At 61.3% G+C, this 20,163-nt stretch carries 16 protein-coding genes; 11 read left to right on the top strand and 5 right to left on the bottom strand.

The genetic code is table 11. From position 1 onward, the window contains the following. Nucleotides 1-7 precede the first annotated feature (7 nt). On the bottom strand, nt 8-1,732 hold the full coding sequence (locus NPX02_RS00430) for a proline--tRNA ligase (protein WP_260291136.1): 1,725 nt from the start codon (nt 1,730-1,732) through the stop codon (nt 8-10). A gap of 254 nt (nt 1,733-1,986) precedes the next feature. Between NPX02_RS00430 and NPX02_RS00425 the strand changes: the two genes are divergently transcribed. Both NPX02_RS00425 and NPX02_RS00420 read left to right on the top strand, forming a co-directional pair. Next, entirely contained in the window at nt 1,987-2,610 is a 624-nt protein-coding gene (locus tag NPX02_RS00425) for a transglutaminase-like cysteine peptidase (RefSeq protein ID WP_335342494.1), read from the top strand. A 70-nt stretch (nt 2,611-2,680) separates the two neighbouring features. Beyond that, nucleotides 2,681-4,642 (top strand): EAL domain-containing protein, encoded by a 1,962-nt coding sequence (locus tag NPX02_RS00420; RefSeq protein WP_260291135.1) that lies wholly within the window; start codon nt 2,681-2,683, stop codon nt 4,640-4,642. Nucleotides 4,643-4,957: 315 nt separating this feature from the next. Here NPX02_RS00420 and NPX02_RS00415 read toward each other — a convergent pair whose 3' ends face one another. Next, a complete protein-coding gene (locus NPX02_RS00415; RefSeq protein ID WP_260291133.1) occupies nt 4,958-5,410 on the bottom strand; it encodes a DUF4124 domain-containing protein in 453 nt (150 codons plus the stop codon). 254 nt (nt 5,411-5,664) lie between these two features. Here NPX02_RS00415 and NPX02_RS00410 point away from each other — a divergent pair, with 254 nt between their 5' ends. The 9 genes from NPX02_RS00410 (at nt 5,665) to NPX02_RS00370 (ending at nt 15,774) form a co-directional block, all read left to right on the top strand. After that, nucleotides 5,665-7,383: an acetolactate synthase 3 large subunit gene (locus NPX02_RS00410; protein ID WP_260291132.1), complete on the top strand. Its 1,719-nt coding sequence runs from the start codon at nt 5,665-5,667 to the stop codon at nt 7,381-7,383. A 2-nt stretch (nt 7,384-7,385) separates the two neighbouring features. After that, nucleotides 7,386-7,877, top strand: a complete 492-nt coding sequence (gene ilvN, locus NPX02_RS00405; protein WP_260291131.1) for an acetolactate synthase small subunit — start codon at nt 7,386-7,388, stop codon at nt 7,875-7,877. A 97-nt stretch (nt 7,878-7,974) separates the two neighbouring features. Next, a complete protein-coding gene (gene ilvC, locus NPX02_RS00400) occupies nt 7,975-8,985 on the top strand; it encodes a ketol-acid reductoisomerase (protein WP_260291425.1) in 1,011 nt (336 codons plus the stop codon). Nucleotides 8,986-9,538: 553 nt separating this feature from the next. Further along, entirely contained in the window at nt 9,539-10,330 is a 792-nt protein-coding gene (pssA, locus tag NPX02_RS00395; RefSeq protein WP_260291129.1) for a CDP-diacylglycerol--serine O-phosphatidyltransferase, read from the top strand. A gap of 324 nt (nt 10,331-10,654) precedes the next feature. Next, the gene (locus NPX02_RS00390) at nt 10,655-12,199 is read left to right on the top strand and encodes a 2-isopropylmalate synthase (RefSeq protein ID WP_260291128.1); all 1,545 of its coding nucleotides are present in this window, start codon (nt 10,655-10,657) and stop codon (nt 12,197-12,199) included. 18 nt (nt 12,200-12,217) lie between these two features. Continuing rightward, a complete protein-coding gene (locus tag NPX02_RS00385) occupies nt 12,218-13,135 on the top strand; it encodes a uracil-DNA glycosylase (RefSeq protein WP_260291126.1) in 918 nt (305 codons plus the stop codon). Nucleotides 13,136-13,160: 25 nt separating this feature from the next. Further along, nucleotides 13,161-13,625: a ribosomal protein S18-alanine N-acetyltransferase gene (gene rimI / locus NPX02_RS00380; protein ID WP_260291125.1), complete on the top strand. Its 465-nt coding sequence runs from the start codon at nt 13,161-13,163 to the stop codon at nt 13,623-13,625. Between the two features lie 93 nt (nt 13,626-13,718). Further along, nucleotides 13,719-15,299, top strand: coding sequence for a peptide chain release factor 3 (locus tag NPX02_RS00375; protein ID WP_260291124.1), 1,581 nt, complete (start codon nt 13,719-13,721; stop codon nt 15,297-15,299). Between the two features lie 232 nt (nt 15,300-15,531). Beyond that, nucleotides 15,532-15,774, top strand: a complete 243-nt coding sequence (locus NPX02_RS00370; protein WP_260291122.1) for a BolA family protein — start codon at nt 15,532-15,534, stop codon at nt 15,772-15,774. Nucleotides 15,775-15,897: 123 nt separating this feature from the next. Here the strand turns inward: NPX02_RS00370 and NPX02_RS00365 are convergent, their stop codons facing one another. The 3 genes from NPX02_RS00365 to NPX02_RS00355 form a co-directional block, all read right to left on the bottom strand. Continuing rightward, nucleotides 15,898-17,406, bottom strand: a complete 1,509-nt coding sequence (locus NPX02_RS00365; RefSeq protein WP_260291121.1) for a fumarate hydratase — start codon at nt 17,404-17,406, stop codon at nt 15,898-15,900. Between the two features lie 108 nt (nt 17,407-17,514). Next, nucleotides 17,515-17,757, bottom strand: coding sequence for a hypothetical protein (locus NPX02_RS00360; RefSeq protein WP_260291120.1), 243 nt, complete (start codon nt 17,755-17,757; stop codon nt 17,515-17,517). A gap of 204 nt (nt 17,758-17,961) precedes the next feature. Further along, nucleotides 17,962-19,782 (bottom strand): Na/Pi cotransporter family protein, encoded by a 1,821-nt coding sequence (locus NPX02_RS00355; protein WP_260291119.1) that lies wholly within the window; start codon nt 19,780-19,782, stop codon nt 17,962-17,964. Between the last annotated feature and the right edge of the window lie 381 nt (nt 19,783-20,163).

The following is a 20,163-nucleotide window of genomic DNA, read 5'->3' as shown; positions in this document are numbered from 1 at the left end:
TGCCGCTTCAGTTTCGTGGGCTCAATTGTTCCTGCAGGAAGGGTAATATCCGCTCTATCTCGATCAGGCGGTTGTCGCTGTCGGTGCGGCCGCGGTACTCCAGCCTGCCCTCGTCCAGGCTACGCTCGCCGATCACGATGCGGTGTGGTATGCCGATCAGCTCCATGTCGGCAAACATGGCGCCGGGGCGGGCGCCGCGATCGTCCAGCAGCACTTCCATACCGGCCGAGGTCAGGGTCTGGTAGAGCTGTTCGGTCGCCTCGCGTACCCGATGCGATTTATCCATCTTCATCGGACAGAGGGCCACCTGGAAGGGGGCGATGGCCGCCGGCCAGATGATCCCCCTGGCGTCGTGATTCTGTTCGATCGCCGCCGCCACCACGCGCGAGACGCCGATGCCGTAGCAGCCCATTTCCATGATCAGGCTGCGGCCGTTTTCGTCCAGGACGCTGGCCTTCATCGCCTCGCTGTACTTGTTGCCCAGCTGGAAGATGTGCCCCACCTCGATACCCCGGGCGAGGGTCAGTACGCCCTTGCCGTCGGGACTGGGGTCCCCCTCGCGGACGTTGCGGATATCGGCCACTTGGGGGGTGGGGAGGTCGCGCTCCCAGTTGATGCCGAAGTAGTGTTTGTCGTCCTGGTTGGCGCCGGCGCTGAAATCGGCGATGAGGGCGACAGTGCGGTCGATGATGCAGGGGATCGGCAGGTTGAGCGGCCCCAGTGAACCGGGCCCGGCGCCGATGCTCTCGCGGATCTGCTCCTCGCTAGCGAAGGTGAGCGGCGCGGCGACCTCGGGCAGTTTCTCCGCCTTGATCTCGTTCAGTTCGTGATCACCCCGCACCAGCAGGGCGACGTAGGCCGACGCCTGCCCCTCGGCCGCCGCCACGATCAAAGTCTTGACGGTCTTCTCGATCGGTTGACCGAAGCGCTCCACCAGGTCCTGGATGGTCCGGGTATCGGGGGTGTCGACCAGCCGCAGCTCCTCGCCCGGTGCCGGGCGCGTGTCGCCCAGCGCCACCGCTTCCGCGGTCTCGATATTGGCGGCATAATCGCTTTCGGTGGAGAAGGCGATGGCGTCCTCGCCGGAGTCGGCCAATACGTGGAACTCTTTCGAGGCGCTGCCGCCGATACTGCCGCTGTCCGCCTGTACCGCGCGGAAGTCCAGGCCGCAACGGCTGAAGATGCGGCTGTAGGTCTGGTGCATCAGGTCGTAGGTCTGCTGCAGCGAGGCCTGGTCGATGTGGAAGGAGTAGGCGTCCTTCATCAGGAACTCGCGCGCGCGCATCACCCCGAAACGGGGCCGGATCTCGTCGCGGAACTTGGTCTGGATCTGATAGAAGTTGATCGGCAGCTGCCGGTAGCTGTGCAGCTCGTTCCGCGCCAGATCGGTAATGATCTCCTCATGGGTGGGGCCGTAGCAGAAGGCCCGCTTGTGCCGGTCGCTGAGACGCAGCAGCTCCGGGCCGTACTGTTCCCAGCGTCCCGACTCCTGCCATAGCTCGGCCGGCTGGATGGAGGGCATGAGCACCTCCAGGGCGCCGGAGCGATCCATCTCCTCGCGCACGATGGCCTCGACCTTGCGCAGCACCCGCAGGCCCAGTGGCAGCCAGGTATAGAGCCCGGCGGCGAGCTTGCGGATCATGCCGGCCCGGAGCATCAACTGGTGACTGCTGATCTCGGCGTCGGAGGGGGTCTCCTTGATGGTCTGAAGGGGAAATTGGGATGTGCGCATGTCCGGTGTCCAAGGGGGGTATGGTGCAAAATGCGCTTATTCTAACGGTATGCCATGATCGGGACAAATGAATAACGACAATCTTATAGAGTCCGATCTTTGTTCGTCGCCGCTACAGCATTTCCCGGAGCGGCCGAAAAACACTACTGGAATCAGATATCGCCAACGGTAGCCCTTTGCCAATCACACCAGCCACAGGCCGACTCAATCACCCTCGCTCCGGATGCCGCTGGTATCGGACCCGCGGGGTGGTATTGGCCCTGGCGCTCCTGCTGTGCGGCTTGGTGGCGGGTGAGGCCCTGGTCAGTACGGCGCTGATCCAGTGGGCCAGGCAGAAATACGGCGAACCGGCGGCGCGCAGGATGACCGAGTGGCAGGCGCTGATGGAGCGTCATCAGGGCGGCAGCGAAGCCGAAAAGCTGATCCTGGTGAATGACTTCTTCAATCAGCTGACCTACCGATCGGACCTCAATATCTGGGGCAAGGACGATTACTGGGCCACCCCGGTGGAAGCCTTGGGCAAGGGCCAGGCCGACTGCGAGGATTACTCCATCGCCAAATACTTCACTCTGCGGGAGATGGGCGTGCCGGAAGAGAAGATGCGCATTATGTATGTCAAGGCGCTGGAACTGGATCAGGCGCACATGGTGTTGACCTACTACCCGGAGGCGGGCGGGGTGCCCCTGGTGCTGGATAATCTCAATGGCCAGATCCTCTCCGCCGACAAGCGCGGGGATCTGGCGCCGGTCTACAGCTTCAACGCCGAGGGCCTGTGGCTGGCCAAGAGCCGCGGGCGGGGCGAGAAGGTGGGATCGTCCAGCCGCATCAGTCTGTGGCAGGACCTGAAGGCGAGAATGGCGCGGGAGATGGCACAATGACGCGTGTTCACACAAAACAACTTAAAAACAACAGGTGGAGGCCCGGGGTGCGCAACCCGCGGACACTATTATGACCTTGTCAAAACAACTGATGGCGCTGATCGCCGCCCTGCTGCTGCTGGTCTTTCTCGGGACCTTCCTGATCTCGGTGCACAATACCCGCGACTATCTGGAGAAGCAGCTGGAGTCGCACGCCCAGGATGCCGCCACCTCGCTCGGTCTCTCGATTTCGCCCTACCTGGCGGAGCGGGATCTCGCCACCATCACCTCAATGACCGACGCCATATTCGACCGGGGTTTCTATCGCTCGATCCGGATCGAGGACATGCAGGGCAAGCCCCTGGTCGACCGGGTGTTGCCGGTGCAACTCGAGGGTGTGCCCGAGTGGTTTATCGATGCCCTGCCGTTGACCACGCCCGAGGGCACGGCAGCCCTGATGGATGGCTGGGTGCAGCGCGGCCAGGTACTGGTCCGCAGTCATCCCGGCTACGCCTACCGCCAGCTGTGGCAGAACATTGCCGGCATGCTGCGCTGGTTCCTGGTCAGCGCCGCCATCGCGCTGTTGATTGGGGTGCTGCTGCTGAAGCGGGTATTGCGTCCCCTCAAATCCGTCGAGGGACAGGCCGATGCCATCTGTAACCGCGAGTTCCCCATCCTTGAGCCGTTGCCCAGGACGCCCGATATCCGGCGCATCGTCGAGGCGATGAACCGCATGTCGGCCAAGGTGCGGCAGATGCTGGACGAACTGGAGCGCCTGGCCGCCGGGTTCAGGCGGCAGGCCTACCAGCACCCGGTGACCGGCCTGGCCAACAAGCGCTTTTTTATGGATCTGCTGGTAAACCAGATCGATTCGACCGAGGAGTTTTCTCACGGACTGCTCTGTCTGGTGCAGTTGAAGGATTTCAAGCGCTATAACGACGAGCGCGGGTACAGTGCCGGCGATGCCTTGCTGGAGGCCGCCGCGAGGGAGCTGGAAAAGGTTTCGAAACAGTGGCCCAGAAGCCAGCTCGCCCACCTGGCGGGTGCCGATTTCGCATTGCTGGTCGAAGAGTGCGCGGATGATCAGGTAGTACCGCTGGCGGAACAGCTGGTGGCGGCGCTGGCCGGGCTGTACGCCACCGGCAAACTGGATAATCCGGATGTGGGACATGTCGGTATCGGTTGGTTCGACGGCCGCCAGAGCGCCTCGGAGCTGTTGGCGGAAGCCGATATGGCGTTGCGCAGCGCCCAGCGCCAGGGGGCGAATGGCTGGCATTTCAGTCGTCTGGACGCCACTGAAGTCGTTCGGGTGCGGGGTGCCGCCGAGTGGCGCGAGTTCATCGGCGAGGCGGTGGAACGTGACCGGATACGCCTGCAGTATCAGCCGGTGGTTGCGTGTGGAGACCGGCAGTTGTTGCACCAGGAGGTACTGGTCAGGATACCCCAGGACCTTGAAAACCCCGATCATTCCAGACTGCTGACCGCCGGCCTGTTCATGCCCCAGGTGGAGAGTCTGGGGATGGCGGTGGATATCGATAAGGCGGTGATCAGCCGGCTGTTGCGGCAGTTGCGGGACTCGGCGGATGAGCAGACCCGCTATGCGGTGAACCTGTCGCTCCAATCGATCTCGACGGATGGCTTTGTCGAGTGGTTGTCGGGCCAACTGGCCGAACACCGTGACCATGCTTCGCGGCTCATCTTTGAGCTGCCCGAGTACGGGGTGGTGTCGTTCATCGATCGGGTGACGGCGCTGCTGGGGTTGCTCGCCGGCTATGGCGCGAAACTCTCGATCGACCACTTCGGCAGGAGCTTCAGTTCCCTGGCCTATCTGCGCTCGCTGAAGGTTGACTATCTGAAAATCGACGGCAGTTTCATGCGCTCCATCGAGGAAAACAGCGATAATCAGTTCTTTGTGCAGGCCCTGGCGGAGATCGCCCATGGGTTGGAGATTGTGGTGATCGCGGAGGCGGTGGAGACCGAATCGGTCTGGAAGATCCTGCCATCGCTGCATGTGGACGGCGCCCAGGGCTACTTCATTGGCCGGCCCGAGTAGGGGCGCTTTGTTCCGGGCAAATTACAACATCAGGGGTCGGAGTCAGGCCGCCCGCCCATTAGGGCTTCGAGCAGACGGTTGCCCGGCCTGACTCCGACCCCTCATTGTTCCGGGCAAATTAAAACCCCGAAGACATCCATGCCTTCGGGGTTACCGTCGAATTCTTTTGGCAGAAAGCGGTATCCTTTCACCCATCCTTGAAGAGTATCACCGATCCTTGGTCTTCCCTGTTGACGGTGACTGCAGTATGGCCATGTCGAGCGGTGTCGTATGTAGGGGGAACACGATCGCCTTGTAGGAAATATCCCAATCCGATTATTTGCCGCAGAATTCGCCGATCTGCGTCTTGCTGTCGGTGATCTTCTGTTGGCGCTCCTCCTCGGTGAGGCGTTTATAGAGGCCGTCCGGCGTCTTCACCAGTCGATTGCCAAGATTGCTGTACAGGTCGAGGTTGTGGCGGGCGGAGGCGCAGTTCTCCGACTTTATCCTGTTGGACTCCGCGATCTCCGCCTTGCTGGGACCCTCGGCCGGCTTCTGTGTGTCCGCCAGTGACGGGTTATCGGAGGCGGCGGGCGTCTCGTCTTCGGACTTGTTCCCGGTGGGTGCCGTGGAGGTGTTGATTTTTATCTCAGCGGCTTCGCCGGAGGCCGGTGGGGACTGCGAATAGACGGTGGTACCATCCTCATCAATCCAGCGATACATCCGGGCATCGGCCACCCCAATCCAGGAGATTGCAAGCACCACGGGCAACAGTATTCGGATAATCATGCGCATCATCCCTAGTTTATAGTGTGAGAAGAGCTCGTCGTCATTGTAGGGTTTGCGTTCGGGGTCAGCAAGGATCGATTTCTCAAAAACAGGCTTGCCGATTGAGTCAATACTCTGTCGGGCTTGACCGATCGCATTCCGTGGCTTGACCTGCCTGTCGTATGTGGGTAATTTGTACCGTTCGATTTTTCCCTTGTACATTGTGCCGGCCGGCGCGGTAAAGACCAGTAACCCGGTTGGTTGGGAGGTTATTTGTGGAATTGAGTGGTGCCGAGATCGTCATTCAGTGTCTGAAAGACGAAGGCGTTGAGCATGTGTTTGGTTATCCTGGCGGGGCGGTGCTCCATATATATGACGCACTGTTCCAGCAGGATTTCGTCAAGCATATTCTGGTCCGGCATGAGCAGGCGGCAACCCATGCGGCGGATGGCTATGCCCGTTCCACCGGCAAGCCGGGCGTAGCCCTGGTGACCTCGGGACCGGGTGCGACCAACGCCGTGACCGGTATCGCCACGGCCTACATGGATTCCATTCCCATGGTGGTGCTGACCGGCCAGGTGCCAACCCCGTTCATCGGCAGCGACGCCTTCCAGGAGGTGGACACGGTTGGGATCACCCGTCCCTGTGTGAAGCACAACTTCCTGATCAAGGATGTCAGGGATATCGCCGAGACCATGAAGAAGGCGTTCTATATCGCCACCTCCGGCCGGCCCGGCCCGGTGGTGGTGGATATCCCCAAGGATATTACCGATCCCAACAAGAAAATCCCTTACGACTATCCGAAGAAGATCAAGATGCGCTCCTACAGCCCCGTGCTCAGGGGACACCTGGGGCAGATCAAGAAGGCGGTCGGCCTGATGCTGAGTGCCGAGCGTCCGGTGTTCTACACCGGTGGCGGAGTGGTGCTGGGCGATGCCAGCGAGGAGTTGCGGGAGCTGACCCGGGAGCTGGGATTTCCGATCACCAATACCCTGATGGGTCTCGGCTCCTACCCGGCCAGTGACAAGCAGTTCATCGGCATGCTGGGCATGCACGGCACCTACGAGGCCAACATGGCCATGCACGACACCGATGTGCTGATTGCCATCGGGGCGCGCTTCGATGACCGGGTCACCGGACATATCGCCCACTTCTGCCCCAATGCCAAGATCATCCATGTGGATATCGATCCCTCGTCCATCTCCAAGAACGTGCGGGTGGATGTGCCGATCGTGGGGCCGGTGAAATCGGTGTTGCAGGATATGCTGACGGTGCTGAAGGAGGGCAAGAAACGCCCCAACAGCGCCGCTTTGAAGAAATGGTGGCAGCAGATCGACGGCTGGCGTGGCGCGGAATGCCTCAGTTACGACCGTACCCATGCGCAGATCAAGCCGCAGTTTGCCATTGAGACCCTGCACAAGGTGACGCGGGGTGACGCCTTTGTCGCCTCGGACGTGGGCCAGCACCAGATGTTTGCGGCCCAGTTCTACGGCTTCGACAAGCCCCGCCGCTGGGTCAATTCCGGCGGCCTTGGCACCATGGGTTTCGGTCTGCCCGCCGCCATGGGTATCCAGATCGCCCACCCCGGCGCCGATGTGGCGCTGGTGACCGGCGAGGCCAGTGTGCAGATGTGCATCCAGGAGCTGGCCACCTGCAAGCAGCATGACCTACCAATCAAGATACTGCTGCTGAACAACGGCTATATGGGCATGGTGCGCCAGTGGCAGGAGTTTTTCTATGACGGACGCTACTCCCACTCCTACGTAGATGCCTTGCCGGACTTTGTGAAACTGGCCGAAAGCTACGGGCACGTGGGGATGAAGGTGGAGCGGCCGGAAGACCTGGAAGGGGCGATGCAAGAGGCCTTCGACCTGAAGGATCGCCTGGTGTTTATGGATGTGGTGATAGATCCTACGGAAAATGTCTACCCGATGATCGAGGCGGGCAAGGGCCACCATGAGATGTATCTCCCGCCGAAAAGTGAGCTGGTCTAACCATGAGACATATAATATCAATTCTGATGGAGAATGAAGCCGGGGCGCTCTCGCGGGTGGCCGGGCTGTTTTCTGCCCGTGGCTACAATATTGAATCCCTGACCGTGGCGCCGACCGAGGATGCCTCGCTGTCGCGCATGACCCTGGTGACCCGCGGGGATGAGAACATCATCGAGCAGATCACCAAACAGCTGAACAAGCTGGTGGAGGTGGTCAAGCTGCTGGATCTCTCCGAGGGTCCCCACGTGGAACGGGAGATGATGCTGATCAAGGTGAAGGCCGAAAGGTCGCAGCGTGACGAGATCAAACGCCTGGTGGATATCTTCCGCGGCAAGATCATCGATGTCACCGATGCCAGCTACCTGATCGAGATGACCGGCCAGGCCAGCAAGCTGGACGCCTTCGTCAACGCCGTGGAAGAGGACCTGATCGTCGAGGTGGTGCGGACCGGTCCGTCCGGTATCGCGCGCGGCGCCAAGGGGCTCAGCCTCTGATACGGAGCGGATCAAACAGAGCGACAACATTGAATTGACATGCCGGATGGCGTGTCCCTGGATAGAAGCTATTTTTTAAGGTACTACTGAAATGACCATGAACATTTATTATGACAAAGACGCCGACCTCTCCCTGATCCAGGGCAAGAAGGTCACCATCGTAGGTTACGGCTCCCAGGGCCATGCACACGCCAACAACCTCAAGGACTCCGGTGTCGACGTCACCGTCGCACTGCGTACCGGTTCCGCCTCGGCGATCAAGGCGGAGAATGCCGGACTCCAGGTGAAGAGCGTGGAAGCGGCGGTGGCCGAGGCCGACCTGGTGATGGTACTGACCCCGGATGAGTTCCAGTCGGTGCTCTACCGGGAGCAGCTGGAGCCCAACCTGAAGCAGGGCGCCACCCTGGCCTTCGCCCACGGCTTCGCCATTCACTACAACCAGGTGGTGCCCCGCGCCGACCTGGATGTGATCATGATCGCACCCAAGGCGCCGGGTCATACCGTGCGTTCCGAGTTTGTCGCCGGCGGGGGCATCCCCGACCTGATCGCCATCTATCAGGATGCCAGCGGCCAGGCCAAGGACATCGCCCTCTCCTACGCCTCCGCCATCGGCGGTGGTCGCACCGGCATTATCGAAACTACCTTCAAGGACGAGACCGAAACCGATCTGTTCGGCGAGCAGGCGGTACTCTGCGGTGGTGCGGTGGAGCTGGTCAAGGCCGGTTTCGAGACCCTGACCGAAGCCGGTTATGCCCCGGAGATGGCCTACTTCGAGTGTCTGCACGAGCTGAAGCTGATTGTCGACCTGATGTACGAGGGCGGTATCGCCAACATGAACTACTCCATCTCCAACAATGCCGAATATGGTGAGTACGTGACCGGATCCAAGGTGATCAACGACGAGAGCCGGGCGGCGATGCGCGAGTGTCTGAAGAATATCCAGACCGGTGCCTACGCCAAGCGCTTCATCAACGAAGGCCAGTCCAATTATCCCGAGATGACCGCCATGCGTCGCCTCAACGCGGCCCACGATATCGAGCTGGTGGGTGAGCGTCTGCGCAGCATGATGCCGTGGATCAAGAAGATCGTGGACAAGTCCAAGAACTGATCCGGGCACGGTATCCGCGAACCACAACCGCAGGTCGCCATTCGCGCGGCCTGCGGTTTTTTTGTCCAGGGGTAGTTACTCACGGGGTGATTGGCCTGCCTTGCCGGCCTCACACGATGGCTTGTCTCCTCGAATCCGGCCCCATTTTCAGCGCCTGCCCAAACTCGCTTCGCTCAAACAAGGGCAGGCTTGAATCAGAAAATGGAGCCGGATTCGAGGCGCCATCAAGATCGGCCAACAAGGCAGGCCAATCGCTTATAGGTTGGGAGCGGCTTTGTCCCGGGACGGGCAAGGCACAGCGGTCTGTCCCTGCGGATGGCCGAGCGGAACCCCGGAGAACCACGGATTCACACAGATAAACACAGATTCAGGATTCTGATTTCCTCTCTGTGTGAATCTGTGTCCATCCGTGGTTCCTTATTAATCGGGTTGGGACAACTAAACGGCTATTGAAAGCCATATTCACAATTGCTGGTTGAACCGGATGGTTACTGTCTTTGCCCGTCAAACCCTCTATAATCAGGCCAATTTCAAGCAAACAGGAACGCAGCCCATGCCGGAGACCCCCCTGCCGCAGAAACGCAGCCGTGGCATCTATCTGTTACCCAATCTGTTCACCACGGCCGCCCTGTTCAGTGGGTTTTATGCCGTCCTTGCCGCCATGAACGGCAAGTTCGAATACGCCGCCATTGCCATCTTCGTGGCCATGGTGATGGACGGTCTGGATGGCCGGGTGGCGCGCATGACCAATACCCAGACCGCCTTCGGTGCCGAATACGACAGCCTGTCCGACATGGTGGCCTTCGGCCTGGCGCCCTCGCTGGTGATCTACGTCTGGTCACTGAATCACCTGGGCAAGCTGGGCTGGCTGGCGGCCTTTGTCTATACCGCCGGCGCGGCCCTGCGTCTGGCCCGCTTCAATACCCAGATCGGCACGGCCGACAAGCGCTATTTCCAGGGACTGCCAAGCCCCGCCGCCGCCGCCGTCCTGGCCGGCAGTGTCTGGGTTGCCGTCGAATATCAGATCCAGGGTGTGGATGTCTCCTATCTGGCCGGCATCATCACCCTCGCCTGCGGACTGCTGATGGTCAGTAACGTACGTTACAACAGCTTCAAGGAGCTCGACTTCAGGGGCAAGATCCCCTTCATGACGGTGGTGGTGATGATGCTGGTGCTGGCCGTGGTGATCAGTCAGCCGTCGAAAGTGCTGTTTATCCTGTTCATGGTCTACGCGGTCTCCGGGCCGGTGCTGACCCTGCGCTATCTGCATCAGCGCCGGGCGGAACGAAAAGCCGCACAGAGAAGCGATGCGGGGCGCAAGAACAAGGAGCATCCGGACGAGTGAGGCGCGCGGCGTCCACGGCGCCGGGTTCGCCAGTCATTCCGCTCTTGGCAACAGCAAAACCTTGCGGTATATTCGAGCGAAACCGAGGTACGGGACACCGATGAATCCATGTAGCGCACAGTCCAGCCAGCACACCGCCCAGCGGGCCGGTGTCTCTGTGCGCCCCCGCCACACCCTCCTGCCGCTCTCCCTGCTGCTACTGCCCTGTGGGGCATAACACGACACACGCCCTGGCGAGGGCCAAGCACGCAGACAAAACGAATTCAAGAATAGAGCACAGGGTGATTCAGTACGTTGACGACTGAATTTATCCGGGAGCAGATTATGACCAATCCAGAAAAGTTGTACATTTTCGACACCACCTTGCGTGACGGCGAGCAGAGTCCCGGGGCCTCCATGACCAAGGACGAGAAACTGCGTATCGCCAAGGCGTTGGAGAAGATGCGGGTGGATATCATCGAGGCGGGGTTCCCGATTGCCAGTCCGGGCGATTTCGATGCGGTGCAGGCGATTGCCCGTGCCATCAAGGAGAGCACCGTATGTGGCCTGGCCAGGGCCCTCGAGGCCGATATCGATCGCGCCGGCGAGGCACTGAAGGAGGCCAATTCGGGGCGCATACACACCTTTATCGCCACCTCGCCGATCCATATGCAGCAGAAACTGCGTATGACCCCGGATCAGGTGGTGGAGCAGGCGGTCTGGGCGGTCAAGCGGGCCCGTAAATATACCGATGATGTGGAGTTTTCACCCGAAGATGCCGGCCGCTCCGAGATCGATTTCCTCTGCCGCATCATTGAGCAGGCGATCGCCGCCGGCGCCACCACCATCAATGTGCCGGATACCGTGGGCTACAATCTGCCGCAGCAGTTTGGCGAGACCATCCGTACCCTGCTCGAGCGCATCCCCAATGCCGACAAGGCGATCTTCTCCGTCCACTGCCATAACGACCTGGGGCTGGCGGTGGCCAACTCGCTGGCCGCGGTCTCCCAGGGCGCGCGCCAGGTGGAGTGCACCATCAACGGTCTGGGCGAACGCGCCGGCAACGCCTCGCTGGAGGAGGTGGTGATGGCGGTGCGCACCCGGCGCGACCTGTTCACCTGCGACACCACCCTGGATACCACCCAGATTGTCAACTGTTCCCGCCTGGTATCGGGGATCACCGGCTTTCCGGTGCAGCCGAACAAGGCGATCGTGGGCGCGAATGCCTTTGCCCACGAGTCGGGCATCCATCAGGACGGCGTGCTCAAGCACCGCGAAACCTACGAGATCATGCGCGCCGAGGATGTGGGCTGGAGCAAGAACCGGATGGTGATGGGCAAGCACTCCGGGCGCAATGCCTTCCGCACCCGGCTGGAGGAGCTCGGTATCACCTTCGACTCGGAGGAGGAGATCAATGACGCCTTCCGCCGCTTCAAGGACCTGGCCGACAAGAAGCACGAGATCTTCGACGAAGATCTGCAGGCACTGGTGTCGGATGCCGGCTTCAGCGCCGAGAACGAGCACATTAAGCTGGTCTCGCTCAAGGTCTGCTCCGAAACCGGGGAGACCCCCAACGCCCGGGTGGTCCTGTCGGTGGATGAGCGGGAGATGGCGGGAGAGGCGACCGGCAGCGGTCCGGTGGACGCCGCGTTCAAGGCCATCGAGTCCATGGTGCAGAGCAATGCCGAGTTGCAACTCTACTCGGTCAATGCCATCACCAGCGGCACCGATGCCCAGGGCGAGGTGACGGTCAGGCTGCAGCGCAACGGCGGCATCGTCAATGGCCAGGGGGCCGATACCGATATCGTGATCGCCTCGGCCAAGGCCTATATCAATGCCGTCAACCGGCTGGATCAGGAACACAAGGCCCACCCTCAGGGCGATGTCTAGGCTTCGGACCCCAAGGCGATGAACGAAGCGCAAAGACAGGAGTATCTGCGGGCCATGGGGATCCAGAACTGGATCCCCAGGTCGGCGGTCGCCGAAGCGGAGAGCATCGGGCCCGACAATATGGAACCGAAGATGATTGAGTCGGCTCATGTCGAGCCGGACAGCATCGGTCGGGCGGCGGCTCCGGAGAGGCGGACTCCGCCACCCCCTGCAACGCTGTCACCGCCCAGGCCGGTGGTGCGGGCGGAACCGCCACCGTCGGCGGCGGACGAACCGCCCTCCTGGCTGGATGAGGTGCCGCCGCCGGCGGATGAATACCTGCCCGCGGTCGACCAGGGCGATCATGCCGATCGGTTCGGGGACGCGGATCTCATGGATGACGGGGTGAGTCGCCTGGACTGGGCGGGGCTGGAGGCCCGGGTTGCTCACTGCGAGGCCTGTGAACTGCACAAGAGCCGTACCCGGACGGTGTTTGGCGTGGGTCGGCGTGATGCCGATCTGATGATCATCGGGGAGGCGCCCGGGGCCGACGAGGACCGCAAGGGCGAGCCCTTCGTGGGGCGCGCCGGGCAGCTGCTCAACGCCATGCTCAAGGCGATCGGCCTGGGCAGGGAACAGGTCTATATCGCCAATATCCTCAAATGCCGGCCACCGGGCAACCGCGATCCACGGGCCGAGGAGGCGCTGCAGTGCGCCCCCTATCTGCAGCGTCAGGTAGCGCTGGTCAAGCCGCGGGTAATCCTGGCGGTCGGTGCCGTGGCGGCCCGGAACCTGTTGCAGCGTGATGAGGCCGTGGGGCGGTTGCGCGGCGGGCAACATCAATTCAACGGTATCCCGGTGGTGGTCACCTATCACCCGGCCTACCTGCTGCGCTCCCCTGAGCAGAAGGCCAAGGCGTGGCAGGATCTGCAGAAGGCTGCCAGACTCATTCAGTGAACCGGCCATTCCGAGAACCCAGATCTTGAGCGCCATACTCCGGGACCCGCTGCTGCGCATTCGCCCCCTCAGGGAGAGCGATGTCGACGCCATCATGACGGTGGAGCACCGCTGTTACGATCACCCCTGGACCCCCGGCATTTTCCGTGACTCCCTGCGCGTGGGCTATATCTGCTGGGGCTACTTCCTGGACCAGCGGCTTGTCGGTTACGCCGTCATGTCGGTGGCGGCCGGCGAGGCCCATGTGCTGAATATCTGCACCGATCCCGAGGTGCGGGGGCAGGGGCTGGCGCGCCGGCTAATGCAGCGCCTGATCAACCAGGCACGGGAGCGCGAGGCCGATACCGTGTTCCTGGAGGTGCGTGCCAGTAACCGGGTGGCGCTGGGCCTGTACGAGTCCCTGGGCTTCAACGAGATCGGCCTGCGGCGCGGCTACTACCCCGTGGACAAGGGGCGGGAAGATGCCATTCTATTGGCCAAGGCGTTGTAGAAATTCCTGCGTTTTGTGTTTTGCCGGGTTCGCACCTTAGCGGCAATGAATTACTGTATAATCCCGCTTTTGTCAGCAAGTAGCAGATCCCCCATGTCCGAACTTCTCAAGCAACTGCAACGGCGGCGCACCTTCGCCATCATCTCCCATCCCGACGCCGGTAAGACCACGCTGACGGAGAAGCTGCTGCTGTTCGGTGGGGCGATCCAGATGGCCGGAACGGTGAAGGGTCGCAAGGCGGCCCGGCACGCCACCTCGGACTGGATGGAGATGGAGAAGGAGCGCGGCATTTCGGTCACCTCGTCGGTAATGCAGTTCGCCTACGGAGACGGCATCGTCAATCTGCTCGACACCCCGGGGCATGAGGACTTCTCCGAGGACACCTACCGTACCCTGACCGCAGTGGATTCCGCCCTGATGGTGATCGACGTGGCCAAGGGCGTCGAGTCGCGCACCATCAAGCTGATGGAGGTGTGCCGCATGCGCGACACACCGATCCTCACCTTCGTCAACAAGCTGGACAGGGAGGGGCGCGACGCCCTGGATATCCTGGACGAGATCGAACAGGTGCTGGAGATCAAGTGCGCCCCGGTGACCTGGCCGATTGGCATGGGCAAGCGGCTCAAGGGGGTGTTCGATCTGCGTACCGAGACTACCCACCTCTTCTCCGCCACCCACGGGGGTAAGATCCAGGCCGGGGAACTGATTGAGGGGCTGGACAACCCGCGCCTGGACGCGGTGCTGGGGGACATGGCCGAGGAGTTGCGTGAGGAGATCGACCTGGTGCGCGGCGCCAGCCATGCTCTGGACCTGGAGGCCTATCTGCGCGGTGAACTGACCCCGGTATTCTTCGGCTCGGCAATCAACAACTTCGGTGTCAAGGAGCTGCTGGACGCCTTCGTCCAGTACGCGCCGCCGCCCCGGGCCCGGGAGACCCGGCAGCGCCTGGTGGAACCGGCGGATGAGAAGTTTTCCGGCTTCATTTTCAAGATCCAGGCCAACATGGACCCGGCGCACCGCGACCGCATCGCCTTCATGCGGGTCTGTTCCGGCAGTTACAAGAAGGGCATGAAGATGCGCCATGTGCGTATCGGCAAGACGGTACAGATCAGCAACGCCATCACCTTCCAGGCCGATGAGCGCAAGCATGTGGAGGAGGCGTGGCCGGGAGACATCATTGGCCTGCACAACCACGGCACGATACAGATCGGCGATACCTTCACCGAGGGCGAGGAGTTGAAATACGAGGGTATTCCCTATTTTGCCCCAGAGCTGTTCCGGCGCGTGGTGCTGAAGGACCCGCTGCGCCTGAAGGCGCTGCAGAAGGGGGTGTTGCAGCTCTGCGAGGAGGGGGCCACCCAGGTGTTTCGGCCGTTGAAGAACAACGACCTGATCCTCGGCGCGGTGGGGGTGTTGCAGTTCGAGGTGGCGGCCCACCGGCTGAAGGGGGAATACGGCGTCGAGGCCATCGTCGAGGCGGTCGGTGTCAGCACCGCCCGCTGGGTGGAGTGCGACGACCCCAAGATGCTGGAGCAGTTCAAGGTCAAGGCCCATGAGAACCTGGCGCTGGATGGCGATGACCAGCTGGTCTATCTGGCCCCGACCCGGGTCAACCTGAGCCTGGCCGAGGAGCGCTGGCCGAAAATCCGCTTCCTGGCCACCCGGGAGCTGTAGACAACTGGAGGGGTCGCCGAGGTCGGCGGGAAGGGGTCGGAGTCAAGCCGCTCGGACCCGGAAGCATGTCCCGCTGCCGGTGCGCGACTTGACTCCGACCCCTGCGTATATTTGCGTGTTGTCGGGCGATTGATCGAACCATTGGGTTGGAGGGAATATACCCGCCAGGCCACTATTAAACCGGCTGATCCGATGCGCTATGATCGGCCTAAATTCTTTCGAGGAAGCAGTAATGGAAATTGAAGCGATTGCAAAACTGATCGAGTCCGGCCTGCCCGGGTGTCAGGCGGTAGTGACCGGCGACGGTCGGCATTTCGAGGCGGTGGTGATCAGCGAGGAGTTCGAGGGCAAGAGCCCAATCCAGAAGCAGCGCATGGTGATGGCCACGGTCAAGGTGCAACTGGAGAGCGATGAACTGCACGCCCTGTCGATCAAGACCTACACCCGGGAGCAGTGGCAAACCCTGCAAGGGTGAGGTGAGTTTTCCGGTCTGGTAGAAACTGGCAACTTGACCGGTTTCTCCCGGCGACCTCATGGGAGTGGCTTCGGGTGGGCACAAAAAGCGTGCCCACTCGAAGTGTCTTGTTGGTCTGCGTGTTCAGCGCTCGGCGATCTTTACCCGCCACTCGGCCGGTCCGGTCTGGTGCACCGAGGTGCCCTGGCTGTCCACGGCCACGGTCACCGGCATGTCCTCCACCTCGAACTCGCGGATCGCCTCCATGCCCAGGTCCTCGAACGCCACCATGCGCGAGGCGCGGATCGACTTGGATACCAGGAACGCGGCACCGCCCACCGCCATCAGGTAGACTGCACCGTGTTTCTTGATCGACTCGATGGCCGCCGGGCCGCGTTCGGCCTTGCCGACCATGCCGATCAGTCCGGTTTCACCCAGCATCATCTCGGTGAACGGGTCCATGCGGGTGGAGGTGGTGGGGCCGGCCGGTCCCACCACTTCGTCGCCCACCGGATCGACCGGACCGACGTAGTAGATAAAGCGGTTGTTGAAATCGACCCCGTCCGGCAGCGGCTCCCCCCTGGCCAGCATGTCCTGGATCCGCTTGTGGGCCGCATCCCGGCCGGTCAGCAGCTTGCCCGAGAGCAGCAGGCTCTCGCCGGGTTTCCAGCTGGCGATCTCCTCCCTGGTGATGCCGTCGATGTTGACGCGGCGGGCGCCGGCGCCGCCGGCCAGGCTGATCTCGGGCCAGTCCGAGCTCTTCGGCGGTGCCAGTACGGCGGGGCCGCTGCCGTCCAGGGTGAACTCGACGTGACGGGTGGCGGCACAGTTGGGGATCATGGCCACCGGCAGCGAGGCGGCATGGGTCGGGTAGTCGCGAATCTTTACGTCCAGGACGGTGGTCAGGCCGCCCAGGCCCTGGGCGCCGATGCCCAGGGCATTGACCTTCTCGAACAGCTCCAGGCGCAACTCCTCGACCCGGTTGGCGGGGCCGCGCGCCATCAATTCGTGGATGTCGATATGTTCCATCAGCGACTCCTTGGCCAGCAGCATCGCCTTCTCGGCCGAGCCGCCGATGCCGATGCCGAGTATGCCGGGGGGGCACCAGCCGGCGCCCATGGTGGGTACCGTGTTCAGTACCCAGTCCACCAGGCTGCCCGAGGGGTTGAGCACGGTGAACTTGCTCTTGTTCTCCGAGCCGCCGCCCTTGGCGGCCAGGCTGATCTCCAGCTTGTCGCCGGGCACGATCCGGGTATGGATCACCGCCGGGGTGTTGTCGCGGGTGTTGAGACGTGTGCCGGCGGGGTCACTCACCACCGAGGCGCGCAGTACGTTGTCCGGATTGTTGTAGCCCTGGCGCACACCCTCGTTGACCATCTCCTCCAGGCTCATACCGGCGTCCCAGCGCACCTCCATGCCCACCTTGAGCATGGCGGTCACCATGCCGGTGTCTTGACAGATGGGGCGATGCCCCTCGGCGCACATTCTTGAGTTGACCAGGATCTGGGCCATGGCGTCCTTGGCCGCCGGCGACTCCTCCTTCTCCCAGGCACCGGTCAACGCCTTGATGTAATCCGCCGGGTGGTAGTAGGAGATGTACTGCAGGGCATCCGCGATGCTCTGGATGAGATCGTCTTGCTTGATTGTGGTCATGGTTGTTCCCAGATGAGGTGGTTATCTGAGGCGCCATTATACCTTTGATTGGCTTGGGAGGGGGAGAAATCAGTTTAAAAATGGACGACTGTCCAAATGACTGTTGGCCTATTTCAGATCCCTGAGTACGTTGATGCCTTTGTGGCGTTGTGCCCGCAAAATGTCCAGTTCCCGTGACAGTTGCTGCTGCCGGGACGGATCCTGTTCATGCCCCAGGTGCTTCTTCAGTTTTCGCTCCTTCTCCCGTAGCTGTTTCAGCACCTGCTTCATCTTTGCCCGCTTGTTGCGCAGGCTGCGTTGATCGAGGCTGAGGTAATCCGCCAGTTTCTGTAAAAGCTTTTTCCGTTTCATCTGATGCTGTTCCCGGTGATCGAGGGTTTAGGATCTGTCTATAAATAACTACCGTATCTTGCTGGTCTTTTCGTCCGCCTTCTACGTTACGGCAAGACTTACATAGAACGACTATGCGCGCCTTGCCGTGCCTTGAAGGCAAACGCCCCTTGAAGTTAAGAGAAAGCCCGGCGCAATATGCGGCAGTTATTTCTTTCCAGATCCTTATTGCCCGGATTCCTTGACCTGGTGCTGGTCGGATACCGCCTGGAGTTCATTATCATCCAGGGCAATGGTGCGAACCGCCTGTGCCAGGTCCCTTGGGCCGGAGACAAACAGGGTCTGGGCCGCGCGTACCAGATTCATGGCGATACTGTAGCTGTAGTTACTGTCGTTCATCAGCGAGGTGCCCATCTCCGGCATGATCCGGTGATTTCGTATCATCTCGATCAGCGACAGGTAGAACGCCTCATGCGTCTGTTTGATCATCAGTTTCAGGGCATCCAGCGAGAGGATGGCGGTATCACTGGTATCGGTCAGCCTAATCTCTTCAAGTTTACGGATGATGACGGCGAGTTGGCTGCGCAACTGGTCGTAGGCTTGACGCATCGGCCGGTTGCCTGAATTGATGAAGCGGACCATGTTCTTCTGCAGATGCTTAACATCCTTGATCGCCTCCACTACCTGCTGGTTGGCCTCGCGCAGGTGATGCAGATCGGCGGACTGTTCCATTTGCCAGGAGAAATCGGCCCGACTGATAAAGGCGACGATCTCGCTGTAGAGGCCCTTGATGCTGCGCTCATAGGCCGCGTCGATATCCAGTCGGGTCAGCTTGTTCTGCGCTTCGGCCAGCTCCAGCAGGTTCAGCGTGGAGAGCACCTCCGGTCTCCTGAAACCCAGGGCGTGGATCAGGATGCCCTGGGCATTGTCATAGACATGCAGTGACTCCTGCAGCACCGCCTTGACGGCGGTTTCCGGGAAATCGATGGCGGAATCCGTCAGGTATTTCGGTTGGTCGATCTCCGGTTTTTTCTCCTTGATCGTTCTGTTGAGCAGTGCCACCAGCGGGCCCATCAGCGGTGTCATGACCAGCACGCCGATCAGGTTGAACAGGGTATGGAAGACGGCCAGCTTCAGGGTGTAATCGTCGTCGCGGATACCGCTCAGCCGGCTGATCTCATCAACGGCAGCGCTCAATTGATGGATAAACAGGATGGCGATCAGGGCGGTGATCAGGTTGAACAGCAGGTGCGCCCCGGCCAGGCGCCGGCCCTGGGCATTGGCGCTGATCGCACCGAGCATGGCGGTGATGGTGGTGCCGATGTTGGCGCCGATGGCCAGTGCCAGGGCATTCTCATAGCTGATCTGCTGGGCCGCCAGGGCGGTAATGATCAGTACCAGGGTGGCGTGACTGGACTGCATGACGAAGGTGGCGAGGGCACCGATCAGGGTAAACAGGAGCAGGCCCGGATAACCCCTGACCGCATATTCGGCGAGATCGAGCGTCTCCTTGAACGCCTCGAAGCCCTCCTTCATATAATGGATGCCCAGAAACAGGAAGCCGAGACCGAGCAGGATATAGCCCAATCCGTTGAGATTTTTCGCCTTCTGGAACAGCAGCAGCACGCCGAATACCAGGATCGGCATGGCATAGGCGGCGATATTTACCTTCAGTCCGAATCCGGCGATCAGCCAGGCGCCGGTGGTGGTGCCGAGATTGGCGCCGAAGATGATGCCGATGCCGGCAATCAGGGTCAGCAGGCCGGCGCTGAGAAAGGAGATGGTAATCACCGACACCAGCGAACTGGACTGCATGATGGAAGTCGCGACAATACCGAGGGTGAGGCTTCTCCAGCGGCTGGAGGTGGTTCTGTCGATCAGCCGTTCCAGCATGCCGCCGGTAAAGTTACGGAAACCCTGTTCGAGGGACAACATGCCGAACATGAAGATGGCGATGCCGGCGGATATCTCCCTGAAATCATCGCTCAACCAGAACCCATAGGCGAGGATGACGAAAATGGTGGGAAGCACTGTTTTTTTCAGCATGGACTGCCAGGCACGACCGTTGAATTTGTTTATTATTTGCCAACGCGATGGGGGGAGTATAGCCGCAAACGGATCCAGGGGCGCGCCGCGTACAGCGGACAACTGGGGTCAAGCGAGATCGGTGCAAGTCTGTTAGGGTGAGGAACGAACCCCAACATCATCGTGCACACGCATGAAGCCCCGAGACCCATGGTCATGCTACGCCAGCGATGTTCGGGAACCATAGGGCGGGCCGTGCCCGCCGACGGCGCCCATGGGGCGCCCTATGATCGGTTTTCGGAGTCAGGTGGGATCAGTGCGAATCCGGAAAACATCCGGGTAAAAAAAACCGGAGCCCCCATGCGGGGACTCCGGCTCTTGTTCCGCCCGTATCGGGACAGG

It is taken from the genome of Sedimenticola hydrogenitrophicus, from assembly GCF_025175675.1.
GTDB lineage: Bacteria > Pseudomonadota > Gammaproteobacteria > Chromatiales > Chromatiaceae > Sedimenticola > Sedimenticola hydrogenitrophicus.
This window is presented reverse-complemented; position numbering and strand designations above follow the sequence as displayed.